The following is a 14,091-nucleotide window of genomic DNA, read 5'->3' on the forward strand; positions in this document are numbered from 1 at the left end:
TTCAGAGCCTCAGCAAGATGTCCATCAGTTCATCGACCACCGACACGATGCGGGCATTCGCGGCGTAGGCCTGTTCGATCTGCATCAGGTTTTGTAACTCGGTGTCGCTGTCGACGCCTTGTTCGGCTACTAGTTGCTCCATTCTTTGCTGAGCGTTTGTGGCAAAGGTGTTGCGTGTATCAGCAGCATGTGCGCTGGCCCCGGCCTGCGAAATGAGGGCTGCAGCTAAATCGGTGGCGCGCATGTTGCCTGTGCCAAGACCTGTCGCTATTGGTCGCGCTTCGGTCAGAATTGTACTGAACGCTTGCAGCTGACGGGCTTCACCCGGTGCGCCCGGTGTAACGGCACCCAGACCAGCGCGCAGCCTCCAGCTGTCGCCTCCCGAGTCGGGATCAACGATCGTGTTCAGCGCAATACGCGAGGCAAGACCTGTCTGCGTGGCAGGATCAAACCGGTTGCCTGCATCGGTAAAAAGGCCGGGATCGGTCGCCGTCGTGGTTGGATCAAGGCCCGCAGTCTCGAACCGTTCGATCAGATCTCGGGCAACAGTATCCAGGTCGGTCTGCGCCTCGATTGCCAGGCTATCGCGGATCTCGAACTGCGCCATCAGCGCCCCGCCCCTTATCTGCGCGAAATCTCCGGTGATGCGAACGGGCTGACCGTTGACTTCAAGCCCAGACAACAACCCGTTGCCGACTGTCATATGAGGCATGGTATCGCCAGTTGTCGAAAACGAGAATGTGGCGGCGGTCCCTTCCAACAGAATCAAACCACCGTCGGCATAGAGAGAGACCTGTTCGTTGTCGCGGGCGACCACATGCACGGGCACCAGTTCATTGATCTGGTCAACCAGCACCTGACGTTGATCCAACAGCGCGCCAATATCTCCGCCAGAATTCCGGATGGCGGGTATGCGCGCGTTCAGTTGTTCGATGTCCTGCAATGTCTGGTTGAGAGTGCCGACCTGTTCGCCAATTGTCCGATCTGCATCGGATCGCATCTTCCGAACCCCATCAGATGCCTGATTGAGCGCGGTGCTCAACCCGCGCCCGGCGCGGGCCACCTGATCCAGGCGCTGGGTCGAACCGGGGAGGCTGGCAGCCGTGGTCAAGCTGTTTTCGAAATCCGTCAATCTGGCCGCGATCGATATGGCATCGTCGGCAGTGCCTACCAGATTTTCGAAGCCTGAATGGAACGCCGACAGCGGTCTGGTAGAGGCAAGTTCCGCATCGGTCGTGCGGCGGTTGGCCAGCAGAACCGGATCCTGATGCCGTGTAATCCCCGCAACGCGTACACCGTTGCCTGAGATTGCGCTGGTTGTCAGTTCCAGCGACCTTCGGGAATAGCCCGGTGTCAGCGCATTTGCGATGTTTCCCGAGATTACCGCCGCTCCGCGGCTCGCCGCGCTCAGCCCACCAAGGGCGTTGTTCAGTGCTGTCGACATGTTCATCGGACGACTCCCTTTGGTCGGCTAGATGTTGGTTCAGCGTTTGATGTTGGTGGTTTCCTGCAGCATCTCATCCACGGTCTGAATGACCTTCGCGCTTGAGGAATAGGCCCGTTGGGTCTGGATCATCGAGGTCAGCTCGGTTGCGACGTCGGTGGTCGATTCCTCGCGCGCGAAAGACACAAGATCGCCAGTTGGGCCTTCTCCGGCGTTCCACAAGAAGAACGTTCCACTGTCGCGCGAAGGCGCGTAGGTTTGGCTATCCAACGCTGTAAGACCATTCGGATTTGGCACATCAGCCAGTGGGATCTGGAACATGCGGCGGCTGACGCCGGTGTCGTAGAACGCGTAGACATATCCGTTCTCATCGACCTGAACACTGGTCATTGTACCTACGGCCGAACCATCGCGTGTGATGGACACCGGGGCAAACGTATCCGACAACTGGGTAATCCCGTCTGCATCACCGATCTCGCCGATATTGATCTCCATCGGGCCGCCTGCCACGTTGACAACGAAGCTGCCGGTTGCCGGGTCATAAGCCCCGCCAGACACTGCTGTGACACTGGCCAGGGTTCCTCCGGCTGTGCGGCTGTCGGTGAAAGTCAGTGTGTATTCCCCGATCACAGCGCCGCCAGATGCAGAATCACGCAGCGTTAGAGTCCATTCATTGCTGGACCCTGTTGCTGGGACGGTGGGTATCAGTTCGATATCGACGCTTTCGGATTTGCCCAGATTATCGAAATACTCGACCGAAAGGGGTTGCGTATCACCCGGAGCGCCAGCATCGGTCGCGGTAGCGGGCAAATTCATGCGCAGATTCATCGATGTGGTCGGCGCACCTGACAGCTGATTGACGCTCAATTGGATGGGTTCCAATGCGGCGGGTGTGTCCCGTGGAACGCTGGGAATCGAGCCATCCGCCGCGGCACGCCAGCCCAGCAGCACAAGGCCGGATTCGGTGACCAGATATCCTTCGTCATTGGTGCGGAACGAACCGGTCGTGGTTAACAACATCTCGTTCGAACCCGACGCGATCTGAGAGCTGGGTCGCACCGGCAACATGCCACGCCCACGCACGGCCAGATCGGTCGAGTTGTTGGTTGTCACCAGCGAACCACGCTGATCGATCATCCGCTGGCTGGTGGTCCGGACGCCACCCGCCGAATAGCTGCCGCCCTGACCCGACGTGACCATGGAATGAAAATCAGTCTCGACCCGCTTGTAACCAAATGTCGAAGAGTTGGCGATGTTGTCCGAGATGGTGGCCAGCCTGTTGGCATTGGCCTTTAACGCCGCCACACCGGCATTCAGCGAAGAGGAAATGGTCATCGGCACGCCCTTTTATTGCATCGGTCCGTAATGCAACACGTACCGTACCGGCCCTTAACAGCGCGCTAACAGCTAAAATGCGTACTATCCTTTCAAGATCGGGGAGAGCGCAGAAAGATGATCTCGATCCTATTGTTGCGCACCGACATCGGGTTTTCGACCGCCAGATGCCGATCTGCATGACCTGTCACCCTATCCAGGCGCAATGGTCTGACGCCCTTGTCCTGCAGCAACTGGCGGGCGACCTGTGCCCTCGCAGTCGACAGATCCCAGACAGGGTTCTCGGCCAGAACGATGGGTGAGGATCGGACATGCCCCTCGACGGCGATGGGGTTCGTGACCAGATCCGATGAGCGTGCCACCAACAGCGCCAGAGCCCGCATCATTTGTGATGGCTTGTCGGTGCCTGGTTCGAACAGAGGCTGTTCATCAGTCGCGAACAATTCCACCACCAGCCCTTCATCCGTGACGCGGGTCACAATGTGTTTGAGTATCTCGTCCGAAATCAGGCTTTCTCCGCTCCGACCCAGAAGCTGCGCCTCAAGTGACGAGAAATCGTCGAACGCACCCTTACCGCCACCTTTCGCATCAACCCCGGTCGATCCGCGCGCCTGTTTCGACTGGGTCGGGTTGCGATTGCTGGCACCCGAACCGTCCATGACCAGTGTTTTTTCCGAGAACATGTTATCGCCGCCAAAGGCTCCGTCGCCGCCGCCAGAGACTGGATTGACGGGGATCGTCGGCGAAAAGTAATCCGCCAGACCCTTGCGTTGTTTCTCGGTCGTTGCGTTCAGCAGCCACATCAACATGAAGAAGGCCATCATGGCCGTCACGAAGTCCGCATACGCGACCTTCCACGCGCCGCCGTGGTGACCATCGCCACCCGACACACGTTTCTTCTTGATGATGATTGGCGCCGCATTGGTTTGCGCACCCATCTCCACCACCTTTGTATCACCCGTCTATCGGCGTAGCAGGGCAGGTCTTAAGGCGGGCTTAACACTTAAAACTGTCTCGAAATCCCTAGCGCGGCAGGTTGGTCCCAGCGCGACGCAGGATTAACTGCAGGCGGTCGAAGCTGTTGGAAATGCTGTCAGCCTCAGATTTGCCGAAAAACACATCAAGCTCTTCATGCACGCGAACGGCCTGATCCAGCAACGGATCAGAGCCTTCAGCATAGAGCCCTGCTTTGATCATGACTTCGGATTGTTCATAACTGCCGACGAGTTTGCGGGTTTCGGCGATCAACTGATTTTCCCTTTCGCTTGCCGCGCGGGGCAGGCTGCGTGAAACTGAGCGGCTGAGGTCGATGGCGGGAAAGCGCCCGCGCTCGGCGATTTCGCGGCTTAGCACGATATGGCCGTCAAGCACGCCGCGCAGGATATCTGCAACCGGCTCATCCATGTCAGAACCTGCGACCAACACGCTGAATACGGCGGTGATGTCGCCCTGGTCTGCGGTGCCGGGGCCAGCGCGTTCGCATAGATTGGCGATCATCGGAGTGACCGAAGGCGGGAACCCTCGCAGTGATGCTGCTTCGCCCATGGCGACGGCAATCTCGCGGTGGGCTTCGGCGAAACGTGTCACCGAATCGGCTAGGAACAGGACATTCAGCCCCTCGTCGCGTAGAGATTCGGCCACCGCCATTGCCGACCAGGCGCAGCGTCTGCGGGCCAACGCGGACTGGTCCGAGGTTGCCGCCACCACGACCGATCGTTTCATTCCTTCCACGCCCAGCGCGGTTTCTACAAATTCACTCACTTCGCGCCCGCGTTCACCGATCAGTGCGACCACCACCGCATCAGCCTGCATTGAGCGGGCGAGCGTGGCCAGCAGTGTCGATTTGCCGACGCCCGAGCCTGCAAACAGCCCGACGCGCTGGCCTTGCACGATGGGCAGAAGGGTGTTGAGCATGGCTAACCCGGTCTCCATCCGTTCTCCCAGCGGTTTGCGGGCAACGGCGTCGGGCGGGGCGTGCATCAGATCCCGCCCCTGCACGCCGGGCAAGAGCGGTTTGCCGTCCAACGGCGCTCCAAACGGATCGACGACCCGGCCCAACCAATGCCGCCCGGGCGCAAAAATTGGCGTTTTCTCCAGAACCACCAGATCCCCCAGGCAAACACCATCAGGGGCAGCGCCGGGCAGCATGTGGATCAAATCAGATTCCACATGCAGGACTTCTCCGCGCAGGTTCGGTCCGCTGCGCCGGCGCAGCGTCAGATGATCTCCGATTCGGGCATGTCTGGCCAAACCGTCAATTTCGATTACTCCGCGCGCAACGCTGGTGACGCGACCCATATGTCGAGTCGCTGACATTCTGTCGAAGACAGCTTTCAGACGTGCCGGATCGAGATCAGCCATCGCAGGCCCTCCAAATTGCTTTCTCGAAAACGGTTTCTAAAGGAATCGGGGTTAAGCCTTGATTGAAATTGATCGAGGGAGAAGCCCCGATGTTCTATGACCTGAACGTCTTTAAAACAGCGTACGCAATGGCAACCCATGCCGGGCAACGGCAGACTGTCATCTCACGCAATATGGCAAATGCGGATACGCCCGGCTATCAGCCCCGCGATATCGAGGCCTTCGGGACAGCGTTTGATAAGACCGGAGGCGAGGTTGCGATGACCACCACCCGCGCCGGTCATCAGAATGGCGATTCGGGTGCTTGGAACTGGGCGGAATATGTGGCCGATCCGTCAGGTGACCCCAACGGCAACGGTGTCTCGCTGGAAGAAGAGATGTTGAAAGCGGTCGACGTCAAACGGCAGCATGACCGGGCGTTGGCGATTTATCGTTCGTCGATCGGCATTCTGCGTACCTCTCTTGGCCGATCGTAAGGGAGAAGCAGCATGAGCGATTTTTCCCATTCTCTGACAGCCTCGGCCAGCGCCCTGCGTGCGCAGGCAGCGCGGCTACGTCATGTGTCCGAGAATATTTCGAACGCGGATACGCCGGGTTATCGGCGTAAGACCGTGCCGTTTGAAACCGTCGAAAAGGGTAGTCAGCAGACGGTGCAGGCTGGGCGCGTCAAACTCGACCGCCGTGATCTGACCCGCATCTATGATCCGGGTCATCCGATGGCGGATGACTCGGGGCATTATCAGGGCTCGAATGTCGATCTGATGATCGAGATTGCGGACGCCCGCGAGGCACAGCGCAGTTACGAGGCCAATCTCAAAATGTTCGATCAGACTCGGCAGATGTCATCGAGTCTGATGGATTTACTTCGAAAATAAAGGAAAGCCAGAATGGATATCCGATCTCTTACCGCCGCGCAGAACTATGCAGGCGCGCGCCCGGCTACACAGGCTGATCCCGATCACCAGGGCATTGGCCAGGGGCTGCAATCCACGTTCCGGGATTTTGCGGCAACACTGAAGAACAGCGAGCAGGTAGCGCAGTCTTCAATGATCGGTCAGGCCGACCCGCATGCGTTGGTTCAGGCGCTGGCGCAGACCGAATTGGCGGTGGAAACAGCCGTGATCGTTCGCAATAAGGTGGTTGAAGCCTATCAGGAAATCCTGCGGATGCCGGTCTGACGCGATGCTCAGCGAGGGCCTCTTCTATGACATCGTACGTCAGGCTTTGTGGGTTGCGGTCATCACATCGGTCCCGATCCTGGCGGTGGCGCTCATCTCGGGGCTTGCCGTCGGCCTGTTCCAGGCGCTGACCTCGGTACAAGAGATGACGCTGACCTTCGTTCCCAAGCTGATCGCCATCGTCATCGTGTTCTGGATCTCGATGGGCTTCATGACCCAGACCCTTGTCACCTTTTTCACCGGGACGCTGATCCCGCTTATCGCAGGAGGTCGCTGATGGACACTGCTTATGTCACCCTGTCTCGCCAGTCCGGTTTGATGAACGAGATGCGGCTGGTCGCCAATAACATCGCCAACGCCAACACCACCGGATACCGCCAGCAGGGATTGGTGTTTTCAGAGTTCGTTCGGGACATGCCAGGCAATCCGTCGTTGTCGCTCAGTCGGGCACAGGTGCGTAATACCTCGTTGCAGCAAGGCGTGTTGACCGAAACCGGTGGGACGTTTGATTTTGCCATTGAAGGCGACGGTTTTTTCCTGATCGAAACGTCGGCAGGCAATCGTCTGACTCGCGCGGGCAGCTTCTCACCCAGTGCCGAGGGCGATCTGGTCACCATGGAAGGTCATCGCGTTCTGGACGGCAATGGCGCGCCGGTTTTTATCCCACCTGATGCTGCAACGATTGATGTTGGCAGCGATGGTACGTTGAGTGTCAATGGCCAGCTTCTGGGGCAGATTGGTGTCTATTCCGTCGCCGAGCCGGAAAACCTTGTGCGCGAAGGCAGCACCTATTTCCGTCCCGGTGGGCAGATCAATCCGGTGGACGAACCGGTTGTGCTGCACAGGTTCCTCGAAAGTTCGAACGTGAATGCCATTGGACAGGTCACGCGGATGATCGAGATCCAGCGTGCTTATGAGTTGGGCCAGAGTTTTATGGATGCCGAGGATGAACGGGTGCGCGGCGCCCTCAAGGCGCTGATGCGCTGATCTGAGAGAGGAGATACTTACATGCGGGCTTTGAAAATCGCCGCGACCGGTATGACCGCGCAGCAGATGCGGGTCGAGACCATCTCGAACAACCTCGCGAATATGAATACCACAGGCTATAACGCACGCCGGGCTGAGTTTGCCGATCTTCACTATCAGCAAATGGCGCGGGCAGGGGCGGTGAATGCCTCGGACGGAACGGTGCTGCCAACGGGCATCCAATTGGGTCTGGGTGTGCGTCCGGCCGCCGTGACTGTGCAGTTGGAACAGGGCGGATTGTCGGCAACCGGAAGTGACCTGGACGTCGCGATTGAAGGCCACGGTTATCTTGAGGTGACCCTGCCTAACGGACAATCTGCCTTCACGCGAGACGGCAGCCTGAAGCGGTCCGCAGAAGGTCTTATCGTCACTTCGGACGGCTTTGCCGTCGCACCGGAAATCACCATCCCGGACGACGCCAGATCCATCTCGATCAACGCCGCGGGCGAAGTTTATGCCTATTTTGACGATACCGCCGAAGGGCAATTATTAGGGGAGTTCACGCTGGCCAGTTTCTCCAATGCCAAAGGGCTTGAGGCTGTGGGCAGCAACCTGTTCAAAGAGACTGAAGCCTCGGGTGCACCTGTCGTCGGTACTCCGGGCGAGGATGGTCTGGGCACGTTGCGGCAGGGGTATCTTGAGGACAGCTCGGTCGACGCGGTGCGCGAGGTGACCGAGCTGATCGAGGCACAGCGCGGGTATGAGATGAATGCCAAGGTCATCTCGGCAGTGGACCAGATGATGGGTGCCACAACGCAGGTCCGCTGATGCGAATTCTGGTTTGTATCCTAGCGCTGAGCCCTTTCGCGGTTTTCGCAGAAATTGTCGTGCCGACACGAACGATCCGCGCGAAAGAGATTATCGTCGCCTCGGATCTGGAGATCAAAACCATCGAAATCGCCGGCGCGGTCGAGCAGGTTTCCAGGCTTGTCGGGCAGGAGGCGCGCGTGGCGCTCTACCCCGGCAGGCCGATCAGTTTGTCGGATATCGGCCCGCCCGCGATCGTGGGTCGGAACGATCTGGTGACGTTGGTGTTCGATCGTGTCGCGCTTTCGATTACCGCCGAGGGTCGTGCCTTGGGGCGTGGCGCAGTGGGTGAGCGTATCCGGGTGATGAACTTGTCGTCGCGCACAACGGTAACGGGCGTAATCCGCGCCGATGGTCAAATTGAGGTCAAGTGATGTCTAATCTATCGAAACTCATGCTCTGCACAGTGCTGGGCATTACGGCCTGTGGACGGCTGGATCATCTGGGTAGACCTCCAAGCCTGACACCCAATACTGAATCGCCCGAACATGTCGCAATGCTGTGGCCCGGCCTGCCATTGCACAGTCAACCACAGCGCACAGTTGATCGCGCCTCGCTATGGAGCGGTGGTCAGCATTCGTTGCTCGGGGATCAACGGGCGATGAAGAAGGGCGATATTCTGACAGTCGTGATTGAGCTGGATGAAAAAGCTGAAATTTCGAACGACACAAACCGCTCGCGCGCGGGTTCGGAAAGCCTGTCTGTACCCGGCCTCTTTGGGTTGCCGCAACGCGCGGCGGAACGTTTACCTGAAGGAGCCTCTCTGGATGAGGCTGTATCGATCGACTCGGCCTCTGTCAGCAAGGGCAAAGGATCGGTCAAGCGCAAAGAGAAACTGACCCTACGCGTGGCTGCGACGGTTGTCGACGTGCTCCCCAATGGCGTGTTGTCGATCACTGGTTCGCAGGAGTTGCGCGTGAATTTCGAACTGCGTGAGTTACTGGTTGCGGGATATGTTCGCCCCGAAGACATCTCACGCCAGAACGAGATCACCTACGACAAGATTGCCTCGGCGCGCGTGTCCTATGGAGGCCGCGGCCAGATCACGGATGTGCAACAGCCGCGATATGGGCAGCAGGTTCTTGATACGGTTTTGCCGTTCTGAGGTGGTGATGTGATGGGAAAACTGTTGCCAATCATCTGCCTGATGGCGGGCCTCGCAGCGGGTGTCGGGGCTGGCGTTATTCTAGCTCCCGCTGGAGAGGTGGAAAAAGCCGAGGATAAGGCCGATGCCAAAGCTGACCAAGGGAAACAGAAGAACTCCAAATCTGGTAAAGACGACAACGAGAAGACACAGGAATACCTGAAGCTTACCAAGCAATTTGTGGTTCCGGTCGTTGCAGAGGATGAAATTTCTGCGCTGGTCACAATGTCGCTCAGCCTTGAGGTAAGCCCGGGTATCGAGGATGTCTTTTACGAGATCGAGCCCAAGCTCAGAGACAGATTTTTGCAGGTGCTATTCGATCATGCCAATAGCGGTGGGTTTAATGGGGCGTTTACGCGGTCGGATAACCTGACTGCCCTGCGGAAAGCACTGCTTGAGGTTGCGCAGAAGGATTTGGGGCAGGACGTGTCTCAGGTTCTGATCATGAGCGTCAGCCGACAGGATACCTGAGCTGGTTTTAGTGTTCTTATGCGCGGCGCTTGCCCTGTTGTAGGCGTTGCGCCAGTTCTGCCACGGCCTGTTTGCGGCCGAATGCGTGACGCAGATCATCCATGGCCGAAAGCTTCTGCGACCTAAGGCGTGCCAGCTCTGTATTCAGCTCCCGCCGTGCGGCAGATTCCCAGCTGTGCCACAGCAGATCGGTGCCCGTGATACGATATCCTTCGGTTTGCGCGCCCTGCATATTCACCTCAGCCAACTGTTTATCCAACTGCGCCAGTTGGCCAAGAATTTTGGCTTCCCGCTGCAACAACGGTTGCAGCTTTTGGTGTTCGCGCTGGTAGCCAGCTTCGGTGACTGTAATCAGCTCTGTTATCCGTTTGCGCGTCACGTTACTTGCTCTCTTGCGCGTTTGCGCATGGCTTCGGCGAAGCGAATGGCGGCCGCGACTGGACGGTAATAATCTTCGCTGATCTCATGGCCGATTTCGACCGTAGCGTGCAGTGCGCGCGCGGTGGGCGGATCTGAATGGATGGGCACTTTGGCCTGATTTGCCGTGGCCCGGATCGTGGCAGCGATTTCGTCTACCCCTTTGGCAACACAGACCGGGGCGGTTCCGCTGGCGCGCGACCATTTAAGGGCGACGGCGTAATGCGTCGGGTTGACGATCACCACATCGGCCTTGGGCACGTCCGCCATCATCTGATTGGTGGCGATGTCTTGCGCGCGCTGGCGGCGCTGTTGTTTGACATGCGGATCTCCTTCAGCGTCCTTTGTCTCATCCTGGATCTCCTTGCGCGACATCCGGTTCTTGCGCAGATGTTCGGCGTGCTGCCAGAGATAGTCGATTATACCGATTGACAGAGCAATGGTGATGACGATGAACATGAAGCGGAATAGCAGGTTCATCATCAACACCACGGAAGATCGTGCGGGTGCCGCGCTGGATGACAGGATCTCAGGCAGATTTGCGTGAAGAAATAGGGTCAAACAAGTGCCATAGATCAGTAGCTTCACAAAGCTTTTTGCGAATTCAAAAAAACCACCACGACCGAATTTGTTTTTCGCATTTGAGACGAGCGAGACGCGCGAGGGCTTGGGTTTCAGTTTCTCAGGTGCAAAGACCAAACCACGCTGGGCAATCAGGCCGAGGACCACTGCGGCAGCGGGCACTGTGAACAAGGCAGCCACCGGCACGAGTATGGACTGCAGGATACCGGTTACCGGCGCGGTGGCGGGACCGGTTGTCAGCAATTCGCCGAGGCGATCAGACTGATCAATAAGAACAATAAACAGGGTTCCGAGATGTTGCGCCGTGTATTGCCCCGCCAACGCAACCGCGGTGAGCAATCCGGCATACGCAGCCACAGCAGACAGATCATTGGACTTGGCGACCTCACCCTTCTTGCGCGCCTTTTCCAGCTTTTGAGGGGTCGCCTCAAATGATTTGTCGCTGTCATCGTCATGTGCGCTCATCTTGGCCCTCCGAGCGGGTTTTCGAGGAAGGCGAACAGAGCGTCTGACCAGACAGAAAGGATCAACGGTGTACCGGCAAACAGCAGAAAGAGACCTGCAAACGTGATCGCGGGGGCACCGACGAAAGCAACCATCAGCTGGGGCATGGCGCGATTGATGACGCCGAGGGCCAGGTTGTAGATCAGCGAAGCGATAACGAAGGGCATCGCCAGCGCAAGAGCCAACCCGAAACTGCGTGATATCTGCGTCACGCCCCATTGCGCCAGATCCGAGGCAAGCGGCAGGGTGCCCATAGGGAACAGCATATAGCTGTGGATCATGAATTGCGCGGCCCGGATATGAAGACCCAGCAAGGCTGCAAGCGCCAGTCCCGCCAGCGTCAGCAAATATCCCATCGCAGGTACGGGTTCGGCTGCCGCTCCGCCCAGAATCTGAGACAGCGATGTGGCTTGTGCTGCGATGGATCCGGCTGTTTGCAATGCCAACACAAACAGGCGAAGGCCAATTCCAAGTGCCAGACCAGTCGCGATTTCTACCCCGATCAGGCCGATCATGTTACCGAAGCCGGGCGGTGTGTCAGCGCTTGGTACTGCAGGTGCAACAATCAGGGAAAACGCGACGGAGAGTCCCAGCTTGACGCGCACGGGAATACTGCGTTCACCAAAAGCGGGCAGCAGGGACACCATGGTCGAGATGCGCAGCAAGATGGCAAAGAGGTGCCAAAGGGTCTGCCCCAGATACGGCAAAAGCTCGGGTGGCAGAGCGATCACGCAGGCACCGTACCGACCAGCGCCGGGCGCGCTTCCAGCCCGATTTCCTCGAAGGACAGAACCGGATTGGCAATGCCGCGGGCATGCATGATCGTACGCAGCAATCGCCGACGCCGGGTCGAGGTGACGACGGCCGGAAACAGCCCGTGATCGGCGGATTTGGCAACACTGTCATGCACTCCATCAGCGAGCTTGTTGAACAGGTTTGGCGGCAGTGCGACATCCAGGCCGGTATTTGGGGCGTCGATCTGATAGCTGGCGAAAGTGTCTTCCCATTCCGGTGCCAGTTGGATCAGCGGGATTGAGCCATCTTCGCGTTTCATGTCGGCCACCAATTGAAAGCCCAGCCGCTGGCGAACCAGTTCGCAAATCCCCTCGGGTTGAGTTGTGGTCATCCGCGCCTCGGCTACGCTTTCCAGAATGAGCGCCATGTTGCGGATCGAGACCCTCTCGTCGAGCAATAGACGCAACACGGCGTGCAGGGTATCGATCGGCACCTTGTCGGGGATCAATTCGTCTAGAAGCTTGCGATTGGCTTCGGCGCGCGTGGGATCGCTGAGGCGGGTCATCTCGGACAGCAGGCGGCGCAGGGATTTCAGCGTCAGCAGGCGCGAGAAATTCTGTTTGATGATCTCAAGCAGGTGGGTGGCCAAAATCTCGGGCGGGGTCACGATGGTGGCCCCGTTCATGGCTGCGGCTTCTTGATCTTTGGGCAGGATCCAGCGCGCGGGTGCGCCATAAACCGGTTCGGTCACATCGGTGCCGTCGGGCAGCAGATCCTGGCCTTCCTGCACCAGCGCCAGCACCAGTTCCGAGTTCAGGACACCGCGCGCCTGTTCGACGCCTTGTACCTTGATGACATAAGTTCCGGTAGGTAGGTCGGCGCGGTCGGTCAGGCGAATTTCGGGCAAGATCAGGCCGAAGCTTGACGCCACATACGTGCGCATATTGGCAATCCTCGCATCCAGCCCGGTACCGGGATTCAGCACCATGCTGACCAGATCGGGGGCGAATTCCAGATGTACGTCATCCAGGTCCAGCACATCGCCGATGGCTTGTGAGACAGGGGTGTCGGTCTCGGTTGTTGCAACCTCGGCTCGGGTCTCTTCAGCTTTTCGTTTCTTCAGGCCGGAATAGGCGGCATAACCCAGCGCCGCCGCGCCAAGAATGAAGGGAAGGAACGGCAGACCGGGCACCAGCGCAAAAAGAACCATCAGAACCGCAACGGTTGCCAGGGCTGCGGGGTGTCGCCCGAGTTGCGAGAAAATCGCGCTGTCAGTGGCGCCCTGCGTACCGCCGCGTGCCAGCAGCAAGGCCGAAGCAATCGAGATGATCACCGCTGGAATCTGCGACACCAGTCCATCGCCAACAGTCAGGATCGCGTATGTCTCAAACGCCGAGGAAACTGGCATCCCATGTACGATCACGCCCATGACCAGACCCATCACGAGGTTCAGCAAAGTGATCAGCAGCCCAGCGATGGCATCACCTTTGACGAACTTCGATGCACCGTCGAGCGAGCCGAAAAAAGTGGTCTCCTGTTGCTCGCGTTCACGCCGTTCTTTAGCCTGTTGGTGGTCAATGGCACCGGCGGACATATCGCTGTCGATGGCCAGCTGCTTGCCGGGCATGCCGTCCAATGCAAAGCGCGCTCCGACCTCGGCCATGCGGGCAGCGCCTTTGGTGATGACCATGAAGTTCACGATCAGCAGGACACCGAACACAACGAGGCCCAGAAAGATGCTGCCGCTCATGACGAATTGCGCGAACCCCTCGATGACGTCTCCGGCAGCGTTTGTGCCGGTATGCCCTTGTCCGATGATCAGTTTGGTCGATGACACGTTCAGCGACAGCCGCAGCATCAGCGAGGCCAGTAGGATGGTCGGGAAGGAAGAGAAATCCAGTGGCCGTTCAATGAACAGGGTCAGGGTAAAGATCAGGATCGCCAGCGCGAATGAAGCTGCAAGGCCAACGTCCAGCACCCAAGCGGGCATCGGCAGGATCATCATCACGATGACGGTCATCAGTGCCAGCGCCAGCAGGACGGTCGGAGAGAACAGGGTGCGGATATCGATCCGGGGCACAGGGACC

General features: G+C 58.5%; 17 protein-coding genes. 9 read left to right on the forward strand and 8 right to left on the reverse strand.

The annotated features are described in order from the left end of the window. Nucleotide 1: 1 nt before the first annotated feature. From flgK to ACR0IV_RS10155, 4 genes are all read right to left on the reverse strand, one after another. Nucleotides 2-1,450: a flagellar hook-associated protein FlgK gene (flgK, locus tag ACR0IV_RS10140; protein ID WP_480660058.1), complete on the reverse strand. Its 1,449-nt coding sequence runs from the start codon at nt 1,448-1,450 to the stop codon at nt 2-4. Nucleotides 1,451-1,483: 33 nt separating this feature from the next. Beyond that, nucleotides 1,484-2,779 (reverse strand): flagellar hook protein FlgE, encoded by a 1,296-nt coding sequence (locus ACR0IV_RS10145; protein WP_480660059.1) that lies wholly within the window; start codon nt 2,777-2,779, stop codon nt 1,484-1,486. A 92-nt stretch (nt 2,780-2,871) separates the two neighbouring features. Then, nucleotides 2,872-3,717, reverse strand: a complete 846-nt coding sequence (locus tag ACR0IV_RS10150) for a flagellar motor protein MotB (protein ID WP_480660060.1) — start codon at nt 3,715-3,717, stop codon at nt 2,872-2,874. Nucleotides 3,718-3,802: 85 nt separating this feature from the next. Next, on the reverse strand, nt 3,803-5,140 hold the full coding sequence (locus ACR0IV_RS10155; protein ID WP_480660061.1) for a FliI/YscN family ATPase: 1,338 nt from the start codon (nt 5,138-5,140) through the stop codon (nt 3,803-3,805). Nucleotides 5,141-5,229: 89 nt separating this feature from the next. Here ACR0IV_RS10155 and ACR0IV_RS10160 point away from each other — a divergent pair, with 89 nt between their 5' ends. Genes ACR0IV_RS10160 through ACR0IV_RS10200 form a run of 9 tightly spaced genes read left to right on the forward strand, consistent with a single transcriptional unit; the run spans nt 5,230 to nt 9,766 of the window. Beyond that, nucleotides 5,230-5,616: a FlgB family protein gene (locus tag ACR0IV_RS10160; RefSeq protein WP_480471131.1), complete on the forward strand. Its 387-nt coding sequence runs from the start codon at nt 5,230-5,232 to the stop codon at nt 5,614-5,616. A 12-nt stretch (nt 5,617-5,628) separates the two neighbouring features. Further along, on the forward strand, nt 5,629-6,015 hold the full coding sequence (flgC, locus tag ACR0IV_RS10165; protein WP_480660062.1) for a flagellar basal body rod protein FlgC: 387 nt from the start codon (nt 5,629-5,631) through the stop codon (nt 6,013-6,015). 12 nt (nt 6,016-6,027) lie between these two features. Next, entirely contained in the window at nt 6,028-6,318 is a 291-nt protein-coding gene (fliE, locus tag ACR0IV_RS10170; protein ID WP_480471129.1) for a flagellar hook-basal body complex protein FliE, read from the forward strand. A gap of 4 nt (nt 6,319-6,322) precedes the next feature. Beyond that, nucleotides 6,323-6,595, forward strand: a complete 273-nt coding sequence (locus tag ACR0IV_RS10175) for a flagellar biosynthetic protein FliQ (protein ID WP_170675403.1) — start codon at nt 6,323-6,325, stop codon at nt 6,593-6,595. Further along, on the forward strand, nt 6,595-7,305 hold the full coding sequence (locus ACR0IV_RS10180) for a flagellar hook-basal body complex protein (protein WP_480660063.1): 711 nt from the start codon (nt 6,595-6,597) through the stop codon (nt 7,303-7,305). Before ACR0IV_RS10175 ends, ACR0IV_RS10180 begins: the two co-directional genes overlap by 1 nt. A gap of 21 nt (nt 7,306-7,326) precedes the next feature. Further along, nucleotides 7,327-8,112, forward strand: coding sequence for a flagellar basal-body rod protein FlgG (gene flgG, locus ACR0IV_RS10185; protein ID WP_480471126.1), 786 nt, complete (start codon nt 7,327-7,329; stop codon nt 8,110-8,112). Continuing rightward, nucleotides 8,112-8,525, forward strand: a complete 414-nt coding sequence (gene flgA / locus ACR0IV_RS10190; protein ID WP_480660064.1) for a flagellar basal body P-ring formation chaperone FlgA — start codon at nt 8,112-8,114, stop codon at nt 8,523-8,525. Before flgG ends, flgA begins: the two co-directional genes overlap by 1 nt. Beyond that, on the forward strand, nt 8,525-9,256 hold the full coding sequence (flgH, locus tag ACR0IV_RS10195) for a flagellar basal body L-ring protein FlgH (protein WP_480660065.1): 732 nt from the start codon (nt 8,525-8,527) through the stop codon (nt 9,254-9,256). The genes flgA and flgH overlap by 1 nt, the downstream gene beginning before the upstream one ends. A gap of 12 nt (nt 9,257-9,268) precedes the next feature. Beyond that, a complete protein-coding gene (locus ACR0IV_RS10200; RefSeq protein WP_480660066.1) occupies nt 9,269-9,766 on the forward strand; it encodes a flagellar basal body-associated FliL family protein in 498 nt (165 codons plus the stop codon). Nucleotides 9,767-9,782: 16 nt separating this feature from the next. On the opposite strand, the gene ACR0IV_RS10205 is transcribed toward ACR0IV_RS10200, so the two are convergent. Genes ACR0IV_RS10205 through flhA form a run of 4 tightly spaced genes read right to left on the reverse strand, consistent with a single transcriptional unit; the run spans nt 9,783 to nt 14,024 of the window. Beyond that, nucleotides 9,783-10,145: a hypothetical protein gene (locus tag ACR0IV_RS10205; protein ID WP_480660067.1), complete on the reverse strand. Its 363-nt coding sequence runs from the start codon at nt 10,143-10,145 to the stop codon at nt 9,783-9,785. Continuing rightward, nucleotides 10,142-11,230 carry a flagellar type III secretion system protein FlhB gene (gene flhB / locus ACR0IV_RS10210; RefSeq protein WP_480660068.1) on the reverse strand — a complete coding sequence of 363 codons (1,089 nt, stop codon included), beginning with the start codon at nt 11,228-11,230 and terminating at the stop codon, nt 10,142-10,144. Before flhB ends, ACR0IV_RS10205 begins: the two co-directional genes overlap by 4 nt. Beyond that, a complete protein-coding gene (locus ACR0IV_RS10215; protein WP_480660069.1) occupies nt 11,227-12,000 on the reverse strand; it encodes a flagellar biosynthetic protein FliR in 774 nt (257 codons plus the stop codon). Before ACR0IV_RS10215 ends, flhB begins: the two co-directional genes overlap by 4 nt. Then, complete coding sequence (flhA, locus tag ACR0IV_RS10220; RefSeq protein WP_480660100.1) at nt 11,997-14,024, reverse strand: flagellar biosynthesis protein FlhA; 2,028 nt, start codon at nt 14,022-14,024, stop codon at nt 11,997-11,999. The genes ACR0IV_RS10215 and flhA overlap by 4 nt, the downstream gene beginning before the upstream one ends. Nucleotides 14,025-14,091 lie beyond the last annotated feature (67 nt).

The sequence above is a fragment of the Ruegeria sp. C2 genome, assembly GCF_056537765.1.

Bases quoted from the DNA above. Each gene is read 5' to 3' on its own strand.
- flhB (WP_480660068.1), bottom strand. From the start codon at position 11,230: ATGAGCGCACATGACGATGACAGCGACAAATCATTTGAGGCGACCCCT.
- flgK (WP_480660058.1), bottom strand. From the start codon at position 1,450: ATGAACATGTCGACAGCACTGAACAACGCCCTTGGTGGGCTGAGCGCG.
- flhA (WP_480660100.1), bottom strand. From the start codon at position 14,024: ATGACCGTCATCGTGATGATGATCCTGCCGATGCCCGCTTGGGTGCTG.
- ACR0IV_RS10150 (WP_480660060.1), bottom strand. From the start codon at position 3,717: ATGGGTGCGCAAACCAATGCGGCGCCAATCATCATCAAGAAGAAACGT.
- fliE (WP_480471129.1), top strand. From the start codon at position 6,028: ATGGATATCCGATCTCTTACCGCCGCGCAGAACTATGCAGGCGCGCGC.
- flgG (WP_480471126.1), top strand. From the start codon at position 7,327: ATGCGGGCTTTGAAAATCGCCGCGACCGGTATGACCGCGCAGCAGATG.
- ACR0IV_RS10180 (WP_480660063.1), top strand. From the start codon at position 6,595: ATGGACACTGCTTATGTCACCCTGTCTCGCCAGTCCGGTTTGATGAAC.
- flgA (WP_480660064.1), top strand. From the start codon at position 8,112: ATGCGAATTCTGGTTTGTATCCTAGCGCTGAGCCCTTTCGCGGTTTTC.
- ACR0IV_RS10200 (WP_480660066.1), top strand. From the start codon at position 9,269: ATGGGAAAACTGTTGCCAATCATCTGCCTGATGGCGGGCCTCGCAGCG.
- ACR0IV_RS10175 (WP_170675403.1), top strand. From the start codon at position 6,323: ATGCTCAGCGAGGGCCTCTTCTATGACATCGTACGTCAGGCTTTGTGG.
- ACR0IV_RS10160 (WP_480471131.1), top strand. From the start codon at position 5,230: ATGTTCTATGACCTGAACGTCTTTAAAACAGCGTACGCAATGGCAACC.
- flgH (WP_480660065.1), top strand. From the start codon at position 8,525: ATGTCTAATCTATCGAAACTCATGCTCTGCACAGTGCTGGGCATTACG.
- ACR0IV_RS10155 (WP_480660061.1), bottom strand. From the start codon at position 5,140: ATGGCTGATCTCGATCCGGCACGTCTGAAAGCTGTCTTCGACAGAATG.
- flgC (WP_480660062.1), top strand. From the start codon at position 5,629: ATGAGCGATTTTTCCCATTCTCTGACAGCCTCGGCCAGCGCCCTGCGT.
- ACR0IV_RS10145 (WP_480660059.1), bottom strand. From the start codon at position 2,779: ATGACCATTTCCTCTTCGCTGAATGCCGGTGTGGCGGCGTTAAAGGCC.